Genomic DNA, 14,578 nt, shown 5'->3' on the forward strand with positions numbered 1-14,578 from the left:
GCCTCTTGTGAAAAAATTACATTCAAATCCAGCGTTCGAGCAGCACATTGGGCGCTGAGTTATTACGGTAGTTTAACTTTATAAAATTGGGTATAATTGCCGGTTTTAAGTTGTAGTACGATTTTGTGAATTTGCCAAAACCAGCTTTAATTTCACCTCTTTCAATTGCCCCAATGATCGATTGGACTTACACGCATTTTCGCGTGTTCATGCGTCATATCGCCCCAAATGCCCTCTTATATACCGAAATGCAAACCGCTGGTGCGATTGAAAATAACCCTAATCGTGCTTTATCGTTCAAATCCATGGAACATCCCTTAGCTTTGCAACTCGGCGGCGCTGATAAACAAAAATTAGCGCATTGTGCAAAAATCGCCGAGGAAAAAGGGTTTGCAGAGATTAATTTAAATTTAGGTTGTCCAAGCGATCGGGTGCAAGCCGGCCGGTTTGGCGCTTGCTTAATGGCAGAACCTGAACTGGTCGCCGATTGTATAGTAAATTTAAAACAAGCTGTTTCAATTCCAGTAACTGCAAAGACGCGTATTGGAATTGACCATCAAGACAGTTATGAGTTTTTCTCCACCTTTGTCCACAAACTCATCGCGGCGGGTTGTGATAAATTAATCGTGCATGCGCGCAAGGCATGGCTTCGTGGTTTAAATCCGAAGCAAAACCGTACTATTCCGCCAGTCCATTATGATTTTGTTTATCGAATTAAAGAAGAAATTCCCAAAATCCCTGTGGTCATTAATGGGAATATTAATACTGTGCATGAAATTAATAATCATATGGACTATGTCGATGGCGTAATGCTAGGGCGATTGGCTTGTCAAAATCCTTATGCATTAATGGCAATTCAGCATTATTTTTTTCCTGAAACAGCAATTCGCTCACGAACAGAAATTTTCAGTGAATATATGGATTACGTTCGAACGCAACTCGAAGAAGGCATCGCGTTAGGTTTATTGTTAAAACCTGTGTTTAATTTAGCTTATGGTTTGCCTGGTGCAAAACATTGGAAAGAGTTACTTATCCAAGCGCAACAACAAAAAGAGGTCGAAAAGTTAGCACAAGCAATTTCGATGCTGGCGCAATTGGAGCAAGAAAGCAGGGTGGGGGAAGTCTAGTGAAAAAATTCATTATCTTTAGCCTTCTCCTTAGCTTTATGTCGATTGCACACGCTTTTTTTTGTCTACCAGGATATCATTACAGTGATAAGTATTCGTTTGAATCGGTATGCGAATTTTATCGCACAAGGGATATGCTAAATGGAAAGACTTATAATCTCGCATGCGATAAAGGACTTATTTTTTACTATTATTGTATAAAAGACGAGTAAAGTCTGGAAACTTGGCTACTCGTGCCAGTTTACCCCTCGGTTTGCGTGGCATTTTTATCAAAATTCTAGTAAATTAAGCGCTTTTAAAGCTGAAATTCTCAAGAGGATTACCCAAGGCTATGCTGAATACGTTAATGAAAAAAATGTTTGGTAGTCGCAATGAACGCACTTTGCGGCGAATGGAAAAAACAGTAATGGCCATTAATGCCTTCGAACCCCAGATGCAAGTGTTGTCTAACGAAGATTTAGCTGCTAAGACTGCGGAGTTTAAAAAGCGTTACGCCGAAGGTGAAACATTAGATGAAATGCTTGCTGAAGCATTTGCAGTGGTACGTGAAGCTTCTGTACGTACCTTGGGATTACGGCATTTCGATGTTCAGCTTATTGGCGGGATGGTGTTGCATGAAGGCAACATCGCTGAAATGCGTACAGGCGAAGGTAAAACACTTGTGGCTACCTTACCAGCCTATCTCAATGCAATCAGTGGCCAAGGTGTCCATATTGTCACTGTAAACGATTACCTTGCCAAACGCGATAGTCAATGGATGAAACCTATTTATGAATTCCTAGGATTAACAGTCGGTGTTATTTTTCCTGACATGCCGCATCAAGAAAAGCAAATCGCTTATCGTGCTGATATTGTCTATGGCACCAATAATGAATTTGGCTTCGATTATTTACGCGATAATATGGCATTTAGCCTAACTGACAAAGTCCAGCGTCAATTGAATTTTGCTGTTGTTGATGAGGTTGATTCGATCCTTATTGATGAAGCAAGAACCCCATTGATTATTTCAGGTGCAGCCGAAGGAAGTTCCGATCTTTATGCTAAAGTGAATCGATTAATTCCACATCTTGTAAAACAAGAACAAGAAGGTGATGAAGGTGACTACACCGTTGATGAAAAGCAAAAACAGGCTCATTTAACGGAAATTGGTCACCAACATATTGAAGAGCTTTTAGTTAAAGAAAACCTGCTTGATCCGGGCGAAAGTTTATATCACGCCAGCAATATCATGTTAATGCACCATGTGAATGCAGCTCTTAAAGCCCACGCCATGTTCCATCGTGATATCGACTATATTGTCAAGGATAATCAAGTCATTATCGTCGATGAGCATACCGGCCGTACTATGGCAGGCCGTCGTTGGTCGGAAGGATTGCATCAAGCCGTTGAAGCGAAAGAAAATGTCCCTATTCAGCAGGAAAACCAAACCCTTGCCTCGATCACGTTCCAAAATTACTTCCGGATTTATAACAAATTAGCAGGTATGACGGGAACAGCCGATACCGAGGCTTATGAGTTTCAACAAATTTATAACCTTGAAGTGGTTGTAATTCCTACTAATAAGGCAATGCGGCGGAGAGATGAACCCGATTTGGTTTATTTAACACAAGAAGATAAATACCAAGCCATTATTGAAGATGTTAAAGATTGTCTGGCGAGAAAACAACCCGTTCTCGTAGGTACTACTTCAATTGAAGCGTCGGAATTAGTCAGCCGGCTACTAAAAAAAGCAGGCATAAAGCACCAAGTATTGAATGCCAAGTTTCATGAAAAAGAAGCACAAATTATCGCCGAAGCAGGTAGGCCCGGAGTCGTTACTATTGCGACCAATATGGCTGGACGGGGTACAGACATTGTGTTAGGGGGCAGCTTGTCGGCTGAGTTGGCTGCCTTACCTACGGACGCCAGTGAGGCTGAGCGTGAAGCAATCAAGAAGGATTGGCAAGCACGTCATGAGGCAGTCCTTGCCGCAGGAGGCTTGCGAATAATTGGTTCGGAGCGCCATGAATCAAGGCGTATCGATAACCAGCTTCGCGGTCGTGCGGGGCGGCAAGGCGATCCTGGAAGCAGCCGTTTCTATCTTTCTCTGGAAGATAATTTAATGCGGATTTTTGCCTCTGAGCGAGTTGCTGCAATGATGCGCCGTTTGGGTATGAAACCTGGGGAACCTATTGAACATACCCTGGTGACGAAAGCCATTGAAAATGCACAACGCAAATTGGAAGGCCATCATTTTGACGTACGTAAACAGCTTCTTGATTATGACAATGTGGCTAATGATCAGAGAAAAGTGATTTATACGCAACGCGCAGCAATCATGGCGATGACTGATCCACAAGAAGTTGTGGAAGCAATGCGCGAAGAGGTCATTTTTAACCTGGTGGATAATTTTATACCCCCACAAAGTCTTGAAGATCAATGGGATCTGGATGGCTTATCACAGACCTTATCTGAAGATTTTCAAATTAAAGTGAACATTAAGCAATGGGTAGAAGAGGATCACAGCATCCAGCCGGAGCAAATTAAAGCGCGAATTTTTGAACTTTGTGTCAATCGTTACCATGAAAAGGAAAAAATTGCAGGAAGGGAGGTTCTGGCTCAATTCGAAAAATCAGTAATCTTACAAACATTGGATAACCACTGGCGCGAACATTTAGCTTCCATGGATTATCTGCGTCAAGGTATTCATTTACGTGGCTATGCACAAAAAGATCCAAAACAAGAATATAAGCGAGAAGCCTTTTCTTTGTTTAAATCAATGCTTGATAACCTTAAGTACGACATCATTCGCTTGTTAACTGCAATCGAAGTGCAAACTGAAGAGGATGTCAATGCAGTTGAACAACAACGTCGTGCTGAGCAAGTACAAAAAATGAATTTCCTCCATCAGGATGACATTGGCGAGGCCAATGAAGCAAATGCCGAATTGACTTTTAGACGTTCAGAAAGGAAGGTAGGGCGTAATGATCCTTGCCCTTGCGGTTCGGGTAAAAAATATAAGCTCTGCCATGGAAGTTTAGTGTGAAAGTAGCGGTTGCAGTGATTTACGATAATCAAAATCGTGTTCTCATCACCCAAAGGGCCTTGCATGCCGCCCATGGCGGCATGTGGGAATTTCCGGGTGGGAAACTTGAAGCAGAAGAGCTTCCTACATCAGCCCTTATCAGAGAAATAAAAGAAGAAGTTGGAATTGATATTCTTGAATATTCATTTTTAGACGAAATCACCCACAATTATGGCCAAATAACGGTCCATTTATTAGTCTTTTGTGTTAAAAAATTTTGCGGGGAAGCACTGCGTTGTGAATCACAACTCGACATACGCTGGGTTGAATTGGATAAACTCGTTGATTATTGCTTTCCTGAAGCGAATAACAAAATTATTGAACTCATCACGAAAAATTAATTCTGGCCAAATTACATCTAGCACTTTAATTTTAAAAGTGGTTTACTATAGAACACCTCCAACATAACCTTTTCCTATTAAATATAATTTCGAGAAAAACATGTTTGATGATTTGATAGAAATCTGTAATAAACATATTGTCCAATTAAGAAAAAATATAATGGATTATTTTAATGAATTAAAAAAGAGAAGCCGTATTGAGGATGATGATTTGGTTATGGACTGTGATGCAATCATTAACAAGGCAAATTCTGGACTTTCCCTTATATGGAATTGTGGGCATTCAAGTGAACACTCAAGCGCAATATGTCCTGAGCTTCATTTAGCGATAAGAAAACATAATTTAGTATCTTCCATGTTGGTTGAATTAAATGATTCGCAGACTACTGCCGAACATAAACGAGAAGCATTAGCCGGATTCTTGACTCAAGAAAATAAGAGAATTTTAAAGGAACCTTATTCATCTTCAATAAAATCAAAATTATTTAAAACTGAAGGTGAGATCTTTTTAAAAGCAGTACAAAAAAATTGCAAAAAAATTGAAGCTAGGTTAGAAATTGAGAAGCAATCTACTCTTTTTGAAAATGCATCAATATAATAGGGATCGTGAGGGATAGTCTAATTCTGAGTTATCTAATTTGAGACTTTCAATCTATGCTATAGTTTATTTAGTTTTAATAGTCGTTTCTTCATCCAACACTTCAAATGCATATAATATGGATATTGAGATAAGGAATAATTCTATGGATAGTCTTGCTAAATATTTTGTGGTGCTTGTTCTTAGTACTGCCGTCTTCGCATTAGGAACAACAAACTCCTATGCAAACACAGCTTACCTTACTGTATCTAATGATGCAGAAAATTATACTTTTGCTTATAAAGTAAATCAGGGAGATTGTTCAGCAGACTTGATGGGCGTCGCTGGAATTATTGAACCTAAAAAGTGGGCTCAAATCGGTGGGGCTGCGTTATCCAGTTTATGTGGGACTAATACTGCGAATTGTAAGATTGATTTTTACATGTCTAAAAATAAAACTTGTGAAGATAAGCCTGTTGGGACAGCCCTCTTTGATGTCAACAAAGGACTTGTTTCTTTAACCAACAATAAAGTAAATGGTTTTTTTGTTGTTAAGAGTGGCGCTAATTCTGTCTCTATCTCAGGTGGGCCCATTAAGAAATAATTTGAGATTCAAGGAACTCTACTAATCGGTATGTAATTGCGAGTAAATGCCTTTATAGCATGGCAAAAAAATAGTTATATTGACGATAGGTTACTAAAATTCAACATTTTTTATATCTAATGGACAGACTAATATGGACATATTCGAGTTGATTAAAAGTAGACGGGCTGTGCGGAACTTTAATTCAAAAGAACTGGATGAGCAAACCCTCGAGAAAATACTTGAAGCAGGACGTTTTGCCCCAAGTCCTCTTAATTGTCAGCCTTGGCACTTTACTTTAGTCCGAAATAGAGAGAGCTTGAATCACTTGGCTGGCACATCACCACATGCTAGCTTCTTATCCAAAGCACAACTTATGATTATTGTGACCGTCAGCAAAGAAATTGAAATTGATGACTGGTTAGTTCTGCATAAGCAACATTTTTATAGTGGTGCTGCTGCGATGCAGAATATGTGGTTAGTTGCATCGAGTCTGGGTGTCGGTTGTTGTTGGGTCACGCTTGATGAAAAGGCCACTCGTCAACTTATTTCTATACCTGAAAATCAAGAAATAATAGGTGCACTTGTTTTAGGGTATCCGGATGAAAAAATAAAGCCTCAAGACGTCACAGAAAGAAAGCCTTTATGCTTGATGACCTCATTTGAACAATTTGGCAAAGGGGAAGATGAGGAGACAGAAAGCTGTTATGCATGCCTCAAGCTTATCCCTAAATCAGCTGCCATGTCATCAGAAGGGGAAGATTATATCAAGTATTTTTGTGGGCAAGAATGTTATGCGGAATGGCAAAAGCGAACCCAAAAATGGCTTGAAGATAAGAAGGATTAATTATAGTAATCAAATCATAGGTAATGGAATAGAAACCAATTTTAAGTCAAATCAACCCAAAGCGGCAGATAATTTTTGCAATAGTAAATGGAAATAGATGAATCCTTCATAAGGATGCCATTGTGCAGTAATTTTTAATGTTTTTTTATAATCCAGCTTCTCATCAAGATGAAGCCACTTTTGTAAATTATTTTGTGCGCCAATGTCATCGCCCGGAAAGACTTCCATCCGTCCTAATCCACGCAATAAAACATATTCAGCTGTCCAACGGCCTACACCCTTAAATTGGCATAAAAAATGAACCAGTTCCTCGTTTGGCATATTTTCTAAGCGATCGAAATCGTATTGTTTTTCTTTTAGTGTGGCAGACACGCGGATAATCGTTTCGCTCTTTTGAGTGCTATAACCTATTTTTTTTAGTTCATCAACTGAACAATGGCAAACGTCATCCGGTATCGGAAATGCGTAGAATATTCCATTTTTACTTTGGATCCTTTTTCCTACGTGCTGAATTAATCGATTTTGAATTTGCAAACCGACATCAAGCGATATTTGTTGGCAGGAAATTGCGTTGATCAGTGTTTCAAAAAGTGAAGGAAAACGAGGTGGTTTGACCCCCATAAATTTTAGTACTAACGAATTCAACCTGGCATCATTTTTGGCAATGTTATAAAAAGGACTTAAATCCCGTTTTAGGCTAAACATCATCTCTATGAGATGGGAGATTTTGTCGTGAAGGATAGGAGTAATCGGTTGGTTTAGCAATACAAGAAGTTCAGGGCTGTTGTGGCTATTAATTTGCTCAATTGTTACTTTAATAAGCTCATTGTCAATGTTAAATACCCGCGTGTAATATTTGCCATCCCAACAGTCAATGATGTTTTTACTCCTTCTGCGCAGTGCTAAAACAGTATAATCGAGCCTAAATGGGGCAATAGGGTGTAATGAAAATGAGGTGTTAATGTCCATTTTTCAAAAAGTACTAATCATCCTTTATTTGGTCAGATAATGATCATTATAGGTGAAATTGTCTATAATTTAAAAAAGATAAGGAGATTGAGATGAGTACTACAGGAAGGTTATTTTTGAACATGGCAAAAATTAGCTCTCTATCGACAGCGCTTCTATTACTCCCTGGATTAAGTCTGGCAAACTCGAGTGCAGGATTGTTATCAAATGATACTAATAACATACAACTAGCCGATAATGGTTGGCATCACGGCCATCATGGTGGCCATCACGGCCATCACGGCCATCACGGCGGGAATGGCGGCGGCTACTGGGGGCCTTGGATTATCTATGGTCCAGGTGTTTTTTTTAATACTCATAATTGCGTCAAGCGTTGTCATTGGCATCATGGCCATCATAGATGCAAAGTTCGTTGTTTTGAGTATTATTGATGCCAATTTAGCCATGGCTATACCTCATGTTTGATGGTAGCGGGCAAAGTGACAGCACCTATGGATACCGCGATTTGTTCGTGGTATCCAAGCTACAATCAAAAGCGCGCTGAAGTTATATACATTGAGTGATTGATGTCTTGATAAATAGAGTAAATCTATATTTTCAATTGCAAAAAAATCAAAACAATTTATAAGCGCAGCCGAGTCACTTTATTACCTATATATACCAGTCGTATAAACTCCCTCTCCTGTTTACGAGAGAGGGTAAAATGGTGCCTACTATCTTTATATTATTCCTCAATGAAATGGGAAACCTTATTGAGAGCTTCATTAGGAACACTAAATTTATTTTTCTTATCAAAACGATTATTCAACAGACTAAGTAAGGCACCAGAGAGAAGAATAATGACGCCTATAGCCTGGGTGAGATTAACTTCCTCACCTAAAAGAAGGATGCCAAAAATTACAACGAATACGGGTTCTAAAACAGACAGTATCGATGCTTGGAGTGAGCTAATTTGCTTTAAACCTTTCAAAAGCAGAACAATGGGTAGCGCAGTACAAATAATACCTATCCCACAAATATTTGCCCAAATATGCATATTGAGAGGTAGAGTAAAGGTATTTTCAATGAGCGCCGCGATTAAGCAGGTAAATGCGGATCCAAAGGATACCCACAGTGTCGAAATAAGAGGGGGGACAGGGCTGGCTTTGCTGGCAATGATGTATAAAGCATAGAAGAGCGCAGATAATACTGCCATAGTCAGTCCCATCAGATTAAAACTAAAGTGACTTCCACGAACCAAACAAAGCATTCCGATTAAAATGATTAATAAGGCTAGATAATAAACCCTGCTGATTTTTTGTTTATAAAATATAAAATTGATTAACATGACAATGGCCGGATAAGTGAAAAATAAAACCATTGCTAAACCTGAACCAATGTAGATAGCGGCAACGAAATAAAAAATAGAAGTACCACCATAAAAAGCGATGCCGTAAAAAAAGACTTTCGCGATTTCATTGAACCCATATTTTAAGCTGTTTAACTGAGGTAATAACAAAAGAAAAATAAACAGACCTGATACCAAAAAACGCCAAAAGAGCATCGTAGAAACCGAAATATTAGCGTTGATGACACTCACACCAAAATAGCCGATTAGGCCAAAAAGAAGGCCTGAGAGTGCAGCATAAAATGCCCCATAATTTTTTATAGACAAGAAAAATATCCCTTCATTAAGCTCAGTATGTAAGCAATTTTATCAGATTTTCACTTTCTTAGCTCATGGCTTATTCAGTGCAGAACAGCGCATGATTGGCCGAGAGTGCTATTTGCTTGCTTTTTTCTTTGAGCTATTCATTTTATTATTTGTAAAAGTTAGGTTTGGTCCTTTTTTCATCATTTGATCCATGGCTGCTTGAGCTCTATTCATCCCTTCATTTATGTTTTTCATTGCTTCATCAGAACTAAGAAACCAATTACGTTCAAAAATTTCAGCTGCATGTTGAAAATAGTCGAGCATTTTATGTCCATTATCAACAAACATTTTCATGCTCTTATCAAGAATATCTTGGGGATGCTTGATATTTGCCCATTCATTGGGATTAAGGTAGGACAAATTTCTTAGCGTTCTCATATTCAATTCCATTAATTCGGGAACCGGGTTTTTCACACGATTAAAGAGGTTTTTCATGGGGGTTAATGCGTTAGGTTGCATGGCACTCTCCTTATGCTAAAGTAAGTCTAAGCTTAGTTTCTGGTTTGTTTTTAGTCAAATCAAGAGGGTAGCTCGTATTTGCGTTCGAGTGAAAAATTTATAGCTGGCAAAGGGCTAAATAAAGCTTAGCTTCGGTTTCACGTACTTCACGCATCGTGCTTACTTCACATAACCTAAGGCTAAGGCCATGATGCCCTAATTGCATACGTGGAACTATTCCAAACGATTTATCCATTTTTAACAAGATGAGATGGCATAGCGATTTTGGAGGCAAAGGGCGTTGGTAATAGCCATTGCGCATATCGATTTTATCAAATTGTGCAGTATTCCTGATTAAAGATAAGTAAAGGTCAACAGTTGTGTTTAAGGTGCGAAAATTGCTTAGCCAAATGGCAAAATCACGCTGTCTAATAATAGGATTAGATTCCAACCACAATAAAAGCTGCGGGGAATACATTTCAAAATCATTAGAATGTGAAGGTTGAGAGAGTTTTATTGATTGCAAAAAAGGGTTGTTGTGTATATTTTCGCCAAAACGACCCACTGTATGAGTTAAAATTTGAATTTGATTGTATAAATCCCGATATAGTTCTTCAGAAGTATTTTGTGGCGACTTATTCAATGAATGCTCTATTCGCATTAATTCTTTGAGAAAGCGACTTTTAAGCTCAGGTTTTTCAATTAAATTAATTATTTCTATGATATTTTTTAAAGCATAGTGATGGATAACTGGGTGTACTTCTTCGCAAGCTTGGTGGATAGTGCGATATAAATACTCAAGCCGCAGAGCGATTTTTGGCAGGAAGTGCGTGGCTAATTCAAAGGTGATTATCTCTTCTTGCATAAAAAATTGCTGTCCTTAGCCGGCGTTAGCCCGTTTTGTTGTAGTCATATTTCACTGTTGATGGAATTTGAGTGAAAAATTCAGTTTTGACAATTGTTCACAGAATTTCTGCTATCATGACTTTTGACTTGCAAATTGTAAATACTGCTCATGCAAAATTCCAACTTTTTTTGCTAAGTTTTCAAGTGTATCATCATTAATAATGATATCATCTGCAAATTCTCGGTGAATTGCTTCATTAGCCTGAGTTGCCAATATCGCTTCAGCTTGTTCGCGAGTTATTTGATCTCGAGCTTTGACACGTGAAATTTTTTGTTCATGTCCGGCAACAACAAGCAAAATCCTATCTAAGTAGGGGTAATCGGAACGTTTATTCAAAAGTGGAATCTCAATGATAACATAAGGTCCGCTAGATTTTTTAATTTTATCCCGTATATGTTGTCTAATTAGTGGATGGAGCAATTGTTCTAACCAGATTCGTTGTTTGGGATCACTGAAAATCATTTCCCGCAAAGCTAGACGATTGAGTTCTCCGCCGGCATCAATAATGGATTGACCAAAATGTTCTGCTATGGACAATAAAGCAGGTTGGTTAGCGGCAGTGAGTTCGCGAGCAGCTTCATCTGCGCTGATCACAGCAATGCCAAACTCTTTAAAATAGCGGCTAACTGTCGATTTACCGCTGGCAATATTACCTGTTAACCCCACACAATACATAAGTTTAATTTACTCTCTTGAATTTAAATTTTTACAGGTCATTAAATTGATGTAGCATGTATCTGGAAAAGCGCTATTTTGCTCGCAATAGGCTTTTGCCGCTATTGCCGCATCATCTCGATGCGTATAAACATTACTAAGCCATGTTTTTGCCATCTGGTCAAGAGCAGTGCATCGCCACATTGGTCGAGTTGATTTTCCATTTACAAAGGCTTCGCAGGCTTCTTTAGCTGTTTTACAACTAGAAGGAACCTTACTTTGTTTTTTGCATTCCTCAAAGGCTTTGTTGACTGCAGAAATTTCATAGCTACTATCGACAGTCCATTCCTTATCTTCTCCATCAAAGGCCGTGCAGCGCCAGAAGCTGCCTTCGAGAGTTTCAGCTGAAACTGTTGTAGAGAGCACCGAGTTAATTATGATAAGCATCGTCATTAAAGTTTTGTTCATCCTGACTCTCCTTCGATCATTTGAACCAAACGTTCGTAAGACAAGGCTTTTGCAAAATACCATCCTTGCATAAAATTGATTCTATTCTTTAGTAGAAACTTAAACTGTTCTTCTGTTTCAACACCTTCTGCAATGATATTGAGCTCCATATGGTGTGCCAAATGAATAATTGCTTGGTTAAGTGTTTCAGTAATAGCTCCTGTGCCGATTGCTTGTACAAAAATTCTATCAATTTTAAGGTAGTTAAATGGAAAATGTTGCAAGTACTGTATGCTTGCATGCCCCGTACCAAAATCGTCAATTGCCAAAGAATATCCTTTTGCTCTTAAATCGTGCATCTTGGCTACAATATCAGTGTTGTTTTGATCTAAAAGCTCTCTTTCAGTCAATTCCAACATGAGTTGCTGAGGCGGGATCTTGAAATCCATGCATAATTCATAAAATTGAATAAAAAAATCTTTATCGGAAAAATGGTTGGCCGATAGATTAAACGAGAGATAGAAATGGCGGTGCCGCTTTAGGAAACTGTGCATTTGATGGAATGTTTTAGCAATAAGCTGCAAAGTAATAGGAACAATTAATCCAGATCGTTCGGCATCTCCGATAAATGAATCGGGCATAATAATTTCATTTGAATCAGTTTGCCAACGAAGCAGAATTTCTGCTCCACAAAATCGGTTTCCAAAATGGTCTCGAATAGGCTGATACGCTGGTTGAAAATGGTTTTGCTTGAGCGCATTAGAAAGCGCGTAATGCAATGAGTAGCGATTATTAAGTATCCAGCGAAATTTAAAATAAATAAGCAAAGAAACCAGCGAGATAACAAGGAGGAAAGGTAGTTCTTCATAGAGAAAATTGATATTGGGTTTAATTGGGCTTCCTACAATGAGTATTTTTATATTGGCTATGCTTTGTAAGTTTGCGCTTGCTGTGCTTTGCGAGTGTGAATAGGCGGTATGTATTAATAAGGATTTATTACCAATTTCGAGCAGATTTTTCATTCGGTTATTATCAACCAGTATGATCAACTTATCATGAAATGAAACCGATTTTAAAATGTCTGCAAATACTTTCTGTAAAATATAAACGCCAAGGTAATATTTGCCCAGACGTTGCTGCAGCAAAAAAGCAGGAGCCCTACTTGAATCTATGAGTAGAGGGCCATATAGAAAAGGGGTTCGTTCTGGCGGTTTCGGAAGTTTCGGGAAAAAGTTAAACGTTGAACAAATCACTTTGTTGTTATTGTCACTAATTACTGATGCTGAAATGAAAGGATTATTAAAACTAAGCGTAGATAAAATAGGCATTAGGTCACTCTGGCAATTTTTAATTTCTTGACCGTATAAGGGCAAGGAATAAATTGAATGAAATATAGGGTCAAGCAGATTGTCTAATTTGACACTAAGTTCGTTTGCATCAAGCTGGAGTTGCTGTTGCTGTAGTAAACGATAATTTTGCCATTGAAGAAAGAGCACGATTGCTAATAGTAAAATTGTTAAAGAGAACCATGTTAAATTTAATGTTCTTCGCGCTTTATCGTGTTTGCGATAACTATTGCTTTTCATTTAATTTTTACTATAAACCATCCTTATAGAGTTTAGGGTGATCTCAGCTAATTTCTCAATGGTTTTGTTATCTATATTCAATGGAGGAAACCAGTATAAGGTATTTCCTAATGGTCTTAAGAGGGCACCGAGTCTTAGCGCTTCTTGATAGAGCTGATAGCCAACTCGTTGGATGCCGCAGTCCGCTAAATCTGCTGCTGCAATGGCCCCAACTGATCTAAGGTTGTTTAGTTTGCCGGTAATGGAGGCAATTTCGTGCAGGTGTTGTAGCATTATCTGACTAAGGCCCTGTACACGCTCATTTATTTTTTCTTTTTCCATCACTTTAATTGTCGCAAGGGCTGCACTAATTCCTAAAGCATTTCCGCTGAAGGTATGCGAGTGCATGAAGGTTTTCCCTTTATCAAAATCATCATAGAAAAGTTCGTAAATAGGGTGGTCGATAAGAACACAGCTAAAGGGAATCGTACCAGATGTTAAACCTTTTGATAAGCAAACTAAATCAGGTGTTATATTGGCATGATGACTCGCAAGCCATTTCCCTGTTCTTCCCATGCCTGTCATGATTTCGTCGGCAATGAAATAAACTTCATTTTTTTTCGCCCAAGTGGCCAATTTTTTTAAAAAATCAGCACTGTAGCAGCGCATGCCATTCGCACCTTGAACAATAGGTTCAACAACAATTGCACAGAGTTTTTCTTTAAGTAGTTCCAACTGTTCAAAAGTAGAGAGCCAATAATCCTCACAATCATGCCATAAGGGATCATCTGGACTAGAAACATAAGGTAATGGATTAAGAAAATGACATTGAACGCCATAGTTTTCGTAAGGTTTTTTAAATTTACCTAAATCGCTAATGCTTAGTGTCCCTAACGTTTCGCCATGATAACTATTTTGTAGAGAAACGAATTGATTGCGGTGTGACATGCCTTTCAATTGATTCGCATGAAGTGCGAGTTTCATGGCTATCTCAACAGCACAGGAACCATCGCTGGCAAAAAAAACATGCTGAAGCTGACTGAGTTCAGCCATTTTTTCGCCAAACTCAACCATTAGTGGGTGGGTTGTGTGAGCGGAAATGACATGTTCAAAGGAATCAAGTTGATCTTTGATCGCGGCGATAACAGCGGGATGGCCGTGACCTAAGGATTTACACCACCAACTGGAAATGGCATCAATTACTGGACCTTTCTCCGTATAAAGATAATTACCTTTGGCATGCGTGACGACTAAAGGGGGGCATTGCTCAAAATCTTTCATTTGCGTGCAAGGATGCCAAATATGTCTTAGATCTCTCTCAATGAATTCCATTATGTTAACCTTTTTTAAAATTTTGGTTGACAAG

At 38.6% G+C, this 14,578-nt stretch carries 15 protein-coding genes; 7 read left to right on the forward strand and 8 right to left on the reverse strand.

What is annotated here, in order from left to right; translation table 11 throughout:
• Positions 1 to 173 precede the first annotated feature (173 nt).
• The 6 genes from dusA to LMI_RS07410 all read left to right on the forward strand — a co-directional run bounded on the left by dusA (position 174) and on the right by LMI_RS07410 (position 6,539).
• A complete protein-coding gene (gene dusA / locus LMI_RS07385) occupies positions 174 to 1,127 on the forward strand; it encodes a tRNA dihydrouridine(20/20a) synthase DusA (protein WP_052679615.1) in 954 nt (317 codons plus the stop codon).
• Positions 1,128 to 1,458: 331 nt separating this feature from the next.
• Positions 1,459 to 4,152, forward strand: a complete 2,694-nt coding sequence (gene secA, locus LMI_RS07390) for a preprotein translocase subunit SecA (RefSeq protein WP_045099223.1) — start codon at positions 1,459 to 1,461, stop codon at positions 4,150 to 4,152.
• Positions 4,149 to 4,532 carry an 8-oxo-dGTP diphosphatase MutT gene (gene mutT / locus LMI_RS07395; protein WP_045099224.1) on the forward strand — a complete coding sequence of 128 codons (384 nt, stop codon included), beginning with the start codon at positions 4,149 to 4,151 and terminating at the stop codon, positions 4,530 to 4,532. The genes secA and mutT overlap by 4 nt, the downstream gene beginning before the upstream one ends.
• A gap of 100 nt (positions 4,533 to 4,632) precedes the next feature.
• Positions 4,633 to 5,130 (forward strand): hypothetical protein, encoded by a 498-nt coding sequence (locus LMI_RS07400; RefSeq protein ID WP_045099225.1) that lies wholly within the window; start codon positions 4,633 to 4,635, stop codon positions 5,128 to 5,130.
• A 118-nt stretch (positions 5,131 to 5,248) separates the two neighbouring features.
• A complete protein-coding gene (locus LMI_RS07405; RefSeq protein WP_143000988.1) occupies positions 5,249 to 5,713 on the forward strand; it encodes a hypothetical protein in 465 nt (154 codons plus the stop codon).
• A 133-nt stretch (positions 5,714 to 5,846) separates the two neighbouring features.
• Positions 5,847 to 6,539, forward strand: a complete 693-nt coding sequence (locus LMI_RS07410) for a DUF3330 domain-containing protein (RefSeq protein ID WP_045099227.1) — start codon at positions 5,847 to 5,849, stop codon at positions 6,537 to 6,539.
• 51 nt (positions 6,540 to 6,590) lie between these two features.
• Here LMI_RS07410 and LMI_RS07415 read toward each other — a convergent pair whose 3' ends face one another.
• Positions 6,591 to 7,508: a DNA-3-methyladenine glycosylase family protein gene (locus LMI_RS07415; protein WP_217423690.1), complete on the reverse strand. Its 918-nt coding sequence runs from the start codon at positions 7,506 to 7,508 to the stop codon at positions 6,591 to 6,593.
• Positions 7,509 to 7,600: 92 nt separating this feature from the next.
• Between LMI_RS07415 and LMI_RS15270 the strand changes: the two genes are divergently transcribed.
• Complete coding sequence (locus tag LMI_RS15270) at positions 7,601 to 7,939, forward strand: hypothetical protein (RefSeq protein WP_074454216.1); 339 nt, start codon at positions 7,601 to 7,603, stop codon at positions 7,937 to 7,939.
• 293 nt (positions 7,940 to 8,232) lie between these two features.
• On the opposite strand, the gene LMI_RS07425 is transcribed toward LMI_RS15270, so the two are convergent.
• The 7 genes from LMI_RS07425 to bioA all read right to left on the reverse strand — a co-directional run bounded on the left by LMI_RS07425 (position 8,233) and on the right by bioA (position 14,544).
• Positions 8,233 to 9,162, reverse strand: coding sequence for a DMT family transporter (locus tag LMI_RS07425; protein ID WP_045099229.1), 930 nt, complete (start codon positions 9,160 to 9,162; stop codon positions 8,233 to 8,235).
• Positions 9,163 to 9,270: 108 nt separating this feature from the next.
• Complete coding sequence (locus tag LMI_RS14885) at positions 9,271 to 9,660, reverse strand: hypothetical protein (RefSeq protein ID WP_052679484.1); 390 nt, start codon at positions 9,658 to 9,660, stop codon at positions 9,271 to 9,273.
• A gap of 97 nt (positions 9,661 to 9,757) precedes the next feature.
• Entirely contained in the window at positions 9,758 to 10,504 is a 747-nt protein-coding gene (gene zapD, locus LMI_RS07435; RefSeq protein ID WP_045099230.1) for a cell division protein ZapD, read from the reverse strand.
• A 114-nt stretch (positions 10,505 to 10,618) separates the two neighbouring features.
• Positions 10,619 to 11,221: a dephospho-CoA kinase gene (gene coaE / locus LMI_RS07440; protein WP_045099231.1), complete on the reverse strand. Its 603-nt coding sequence runs from the start codon at positions 11,219 to 11,221 to the stop codon at positions 10,619 to 10,621.
• Between the two features lie 9 nt (positions 11,222 to 11,230).
• Positions 11,231 to 11,668, reverse strand: a complete 438-nt coding sequence (locus tag LMI_RS07445) for a hypothetical protein (protein WP_045099232.1) — start codon at positions 11,666 to 11,668, stop codon at positions 11,231 to 11,233.
• Positions 11,665 to 13,233, reverse strand: a complete 1,569-nt coding sequence (locus LMI_RS07450; RefSeq protein ID WP_052679485.1) for an EAL domain-containing protein — start codon at positions 13,231 to 13,233, stop codon at positions 11,665 to 11,667. The genes LMI_RS07445 and LMI_RS07450 overlap by 4 nt, the downstream gene beginning before the upstream one ends.
• The gene (bioA, locus tag LMI_RS07455) at positions 13,234 to 14,544 is read right to left on the reverse strand and encodes an adenosylmethionine--8-amino-7-oxononanoate transaminase (RefSeq protein ID WP_231852099.1); all 1,311 of its coding nucleotides are present in this window, start codon (positions 14,542 to 14,544) and stop codon (positions 13,234 to 13,236) included.
• Positions 14,545 to 14,578: the final 34 nt, after the last annotated feature.

The organism is Legionella micdadei (genome assembly GCF_000953635.1).
GTDB classification, from domain to species: domain Bacteria; phylum Pseudomonadota; class Gammaproteobacteria; order Legionellales; family Legionellaceae; genus Tatlockia; species Tatlockia micdadei.

What these genes read in the sequence shown, in the direction of transcription:
- bioA (WP_231852099.1), bottom strand. Translation starts at nt 14,544, where the DNA reads ATGGAATTCATTGAGAGAGATCTAAGACATATTTGGCATCCTTGCACG.
- LMI_RS07450 (WP_052679485.1), bottom strand. Translation starts at nt 13,233, where the DNA reads ATGAAAAGCAATAGTTATCGCAAACACGATAAAGCGCGAAGAACATTA.
- secA (WP_045099223.1), top strand. Translation starts at nt 1,459, where the DNA reads ATGCTGAATACGTTAATGAAAAAAATGTTTGGTAGTCGCAATGAACGC.
- LMI_RS15270 (WP_074454216.1), top strand. Translation starts at nt 7,601, where the DNA reads ATGAGTACTACAGGAAGGTTATTTTTGAACATGGCAAAAATTAGCTCT.
- LMI_RS07400 (WP_045099225.1), top strand. Translation starts at nt 4,633, where the DNA reads ATGTTTGATGATTTGATAGAAATCTGTAATAAACATATTGTCCAATTA.
- LMI_RS07415 (WP_217423690.1), bottom strand. Translation starts at nt 7,508, where the DNA reads ATGGACATTAACACCTCATTTTCATTACACCCTATTGCCCCATTTAGG.
- LMI_RS14885 (WP_052679484.1), bottom strand. Translation starts at nt 9,660, where the DNA reads ATGCAACCTAACGCATTAACCCCCATGAAAAACCTCTTTAATCGTGTG.
- dusA (WP_052679615.1), top strand. Translation starts at nt 174, where the DNA reads ATGATCGATTGGACTTACACGCATTTTCGCGTGTTCATGCGTCATATC.
- zapD (WP_045099230.1), bottom strand. Translation starts at nt 10,504, where the DNA reads ATGCAAGAAGAGATAATCACCTTTGAATTAGCCACGCACTTCCTGCCA.
- LMI_RS07405 (WP_143000988.1), top strand. Translation starts at nt 5,249, where the DNA reads ATGGATATTGAGATAAGGAATAATTCTATGGATAGTCTTGCTAAATAT.
- LMI_RS07410 (WP_045099227.1), top strand. Translation starts at nt 5,847, where the DNA reads ATGGACATATTCGAGTTGATTAAAAGTAGACGGGCTGTGCGGAACTTT.
- LMI_RS07445 (WP_045099232.1), bottom strand. Translation starts at nt 11,668, where the DNA reads ATGAACAAAACTTTAATGACGATGCTTATCATAATTAACTCGGTGCTC.
- coaE (WP_045099231.1), bottom strand. Translation starts at nt 11,221, where the DNA reads ATGTATTGTGTGGGGTTAACAGGTAATATTGCCAGCGGTAAATCGACA.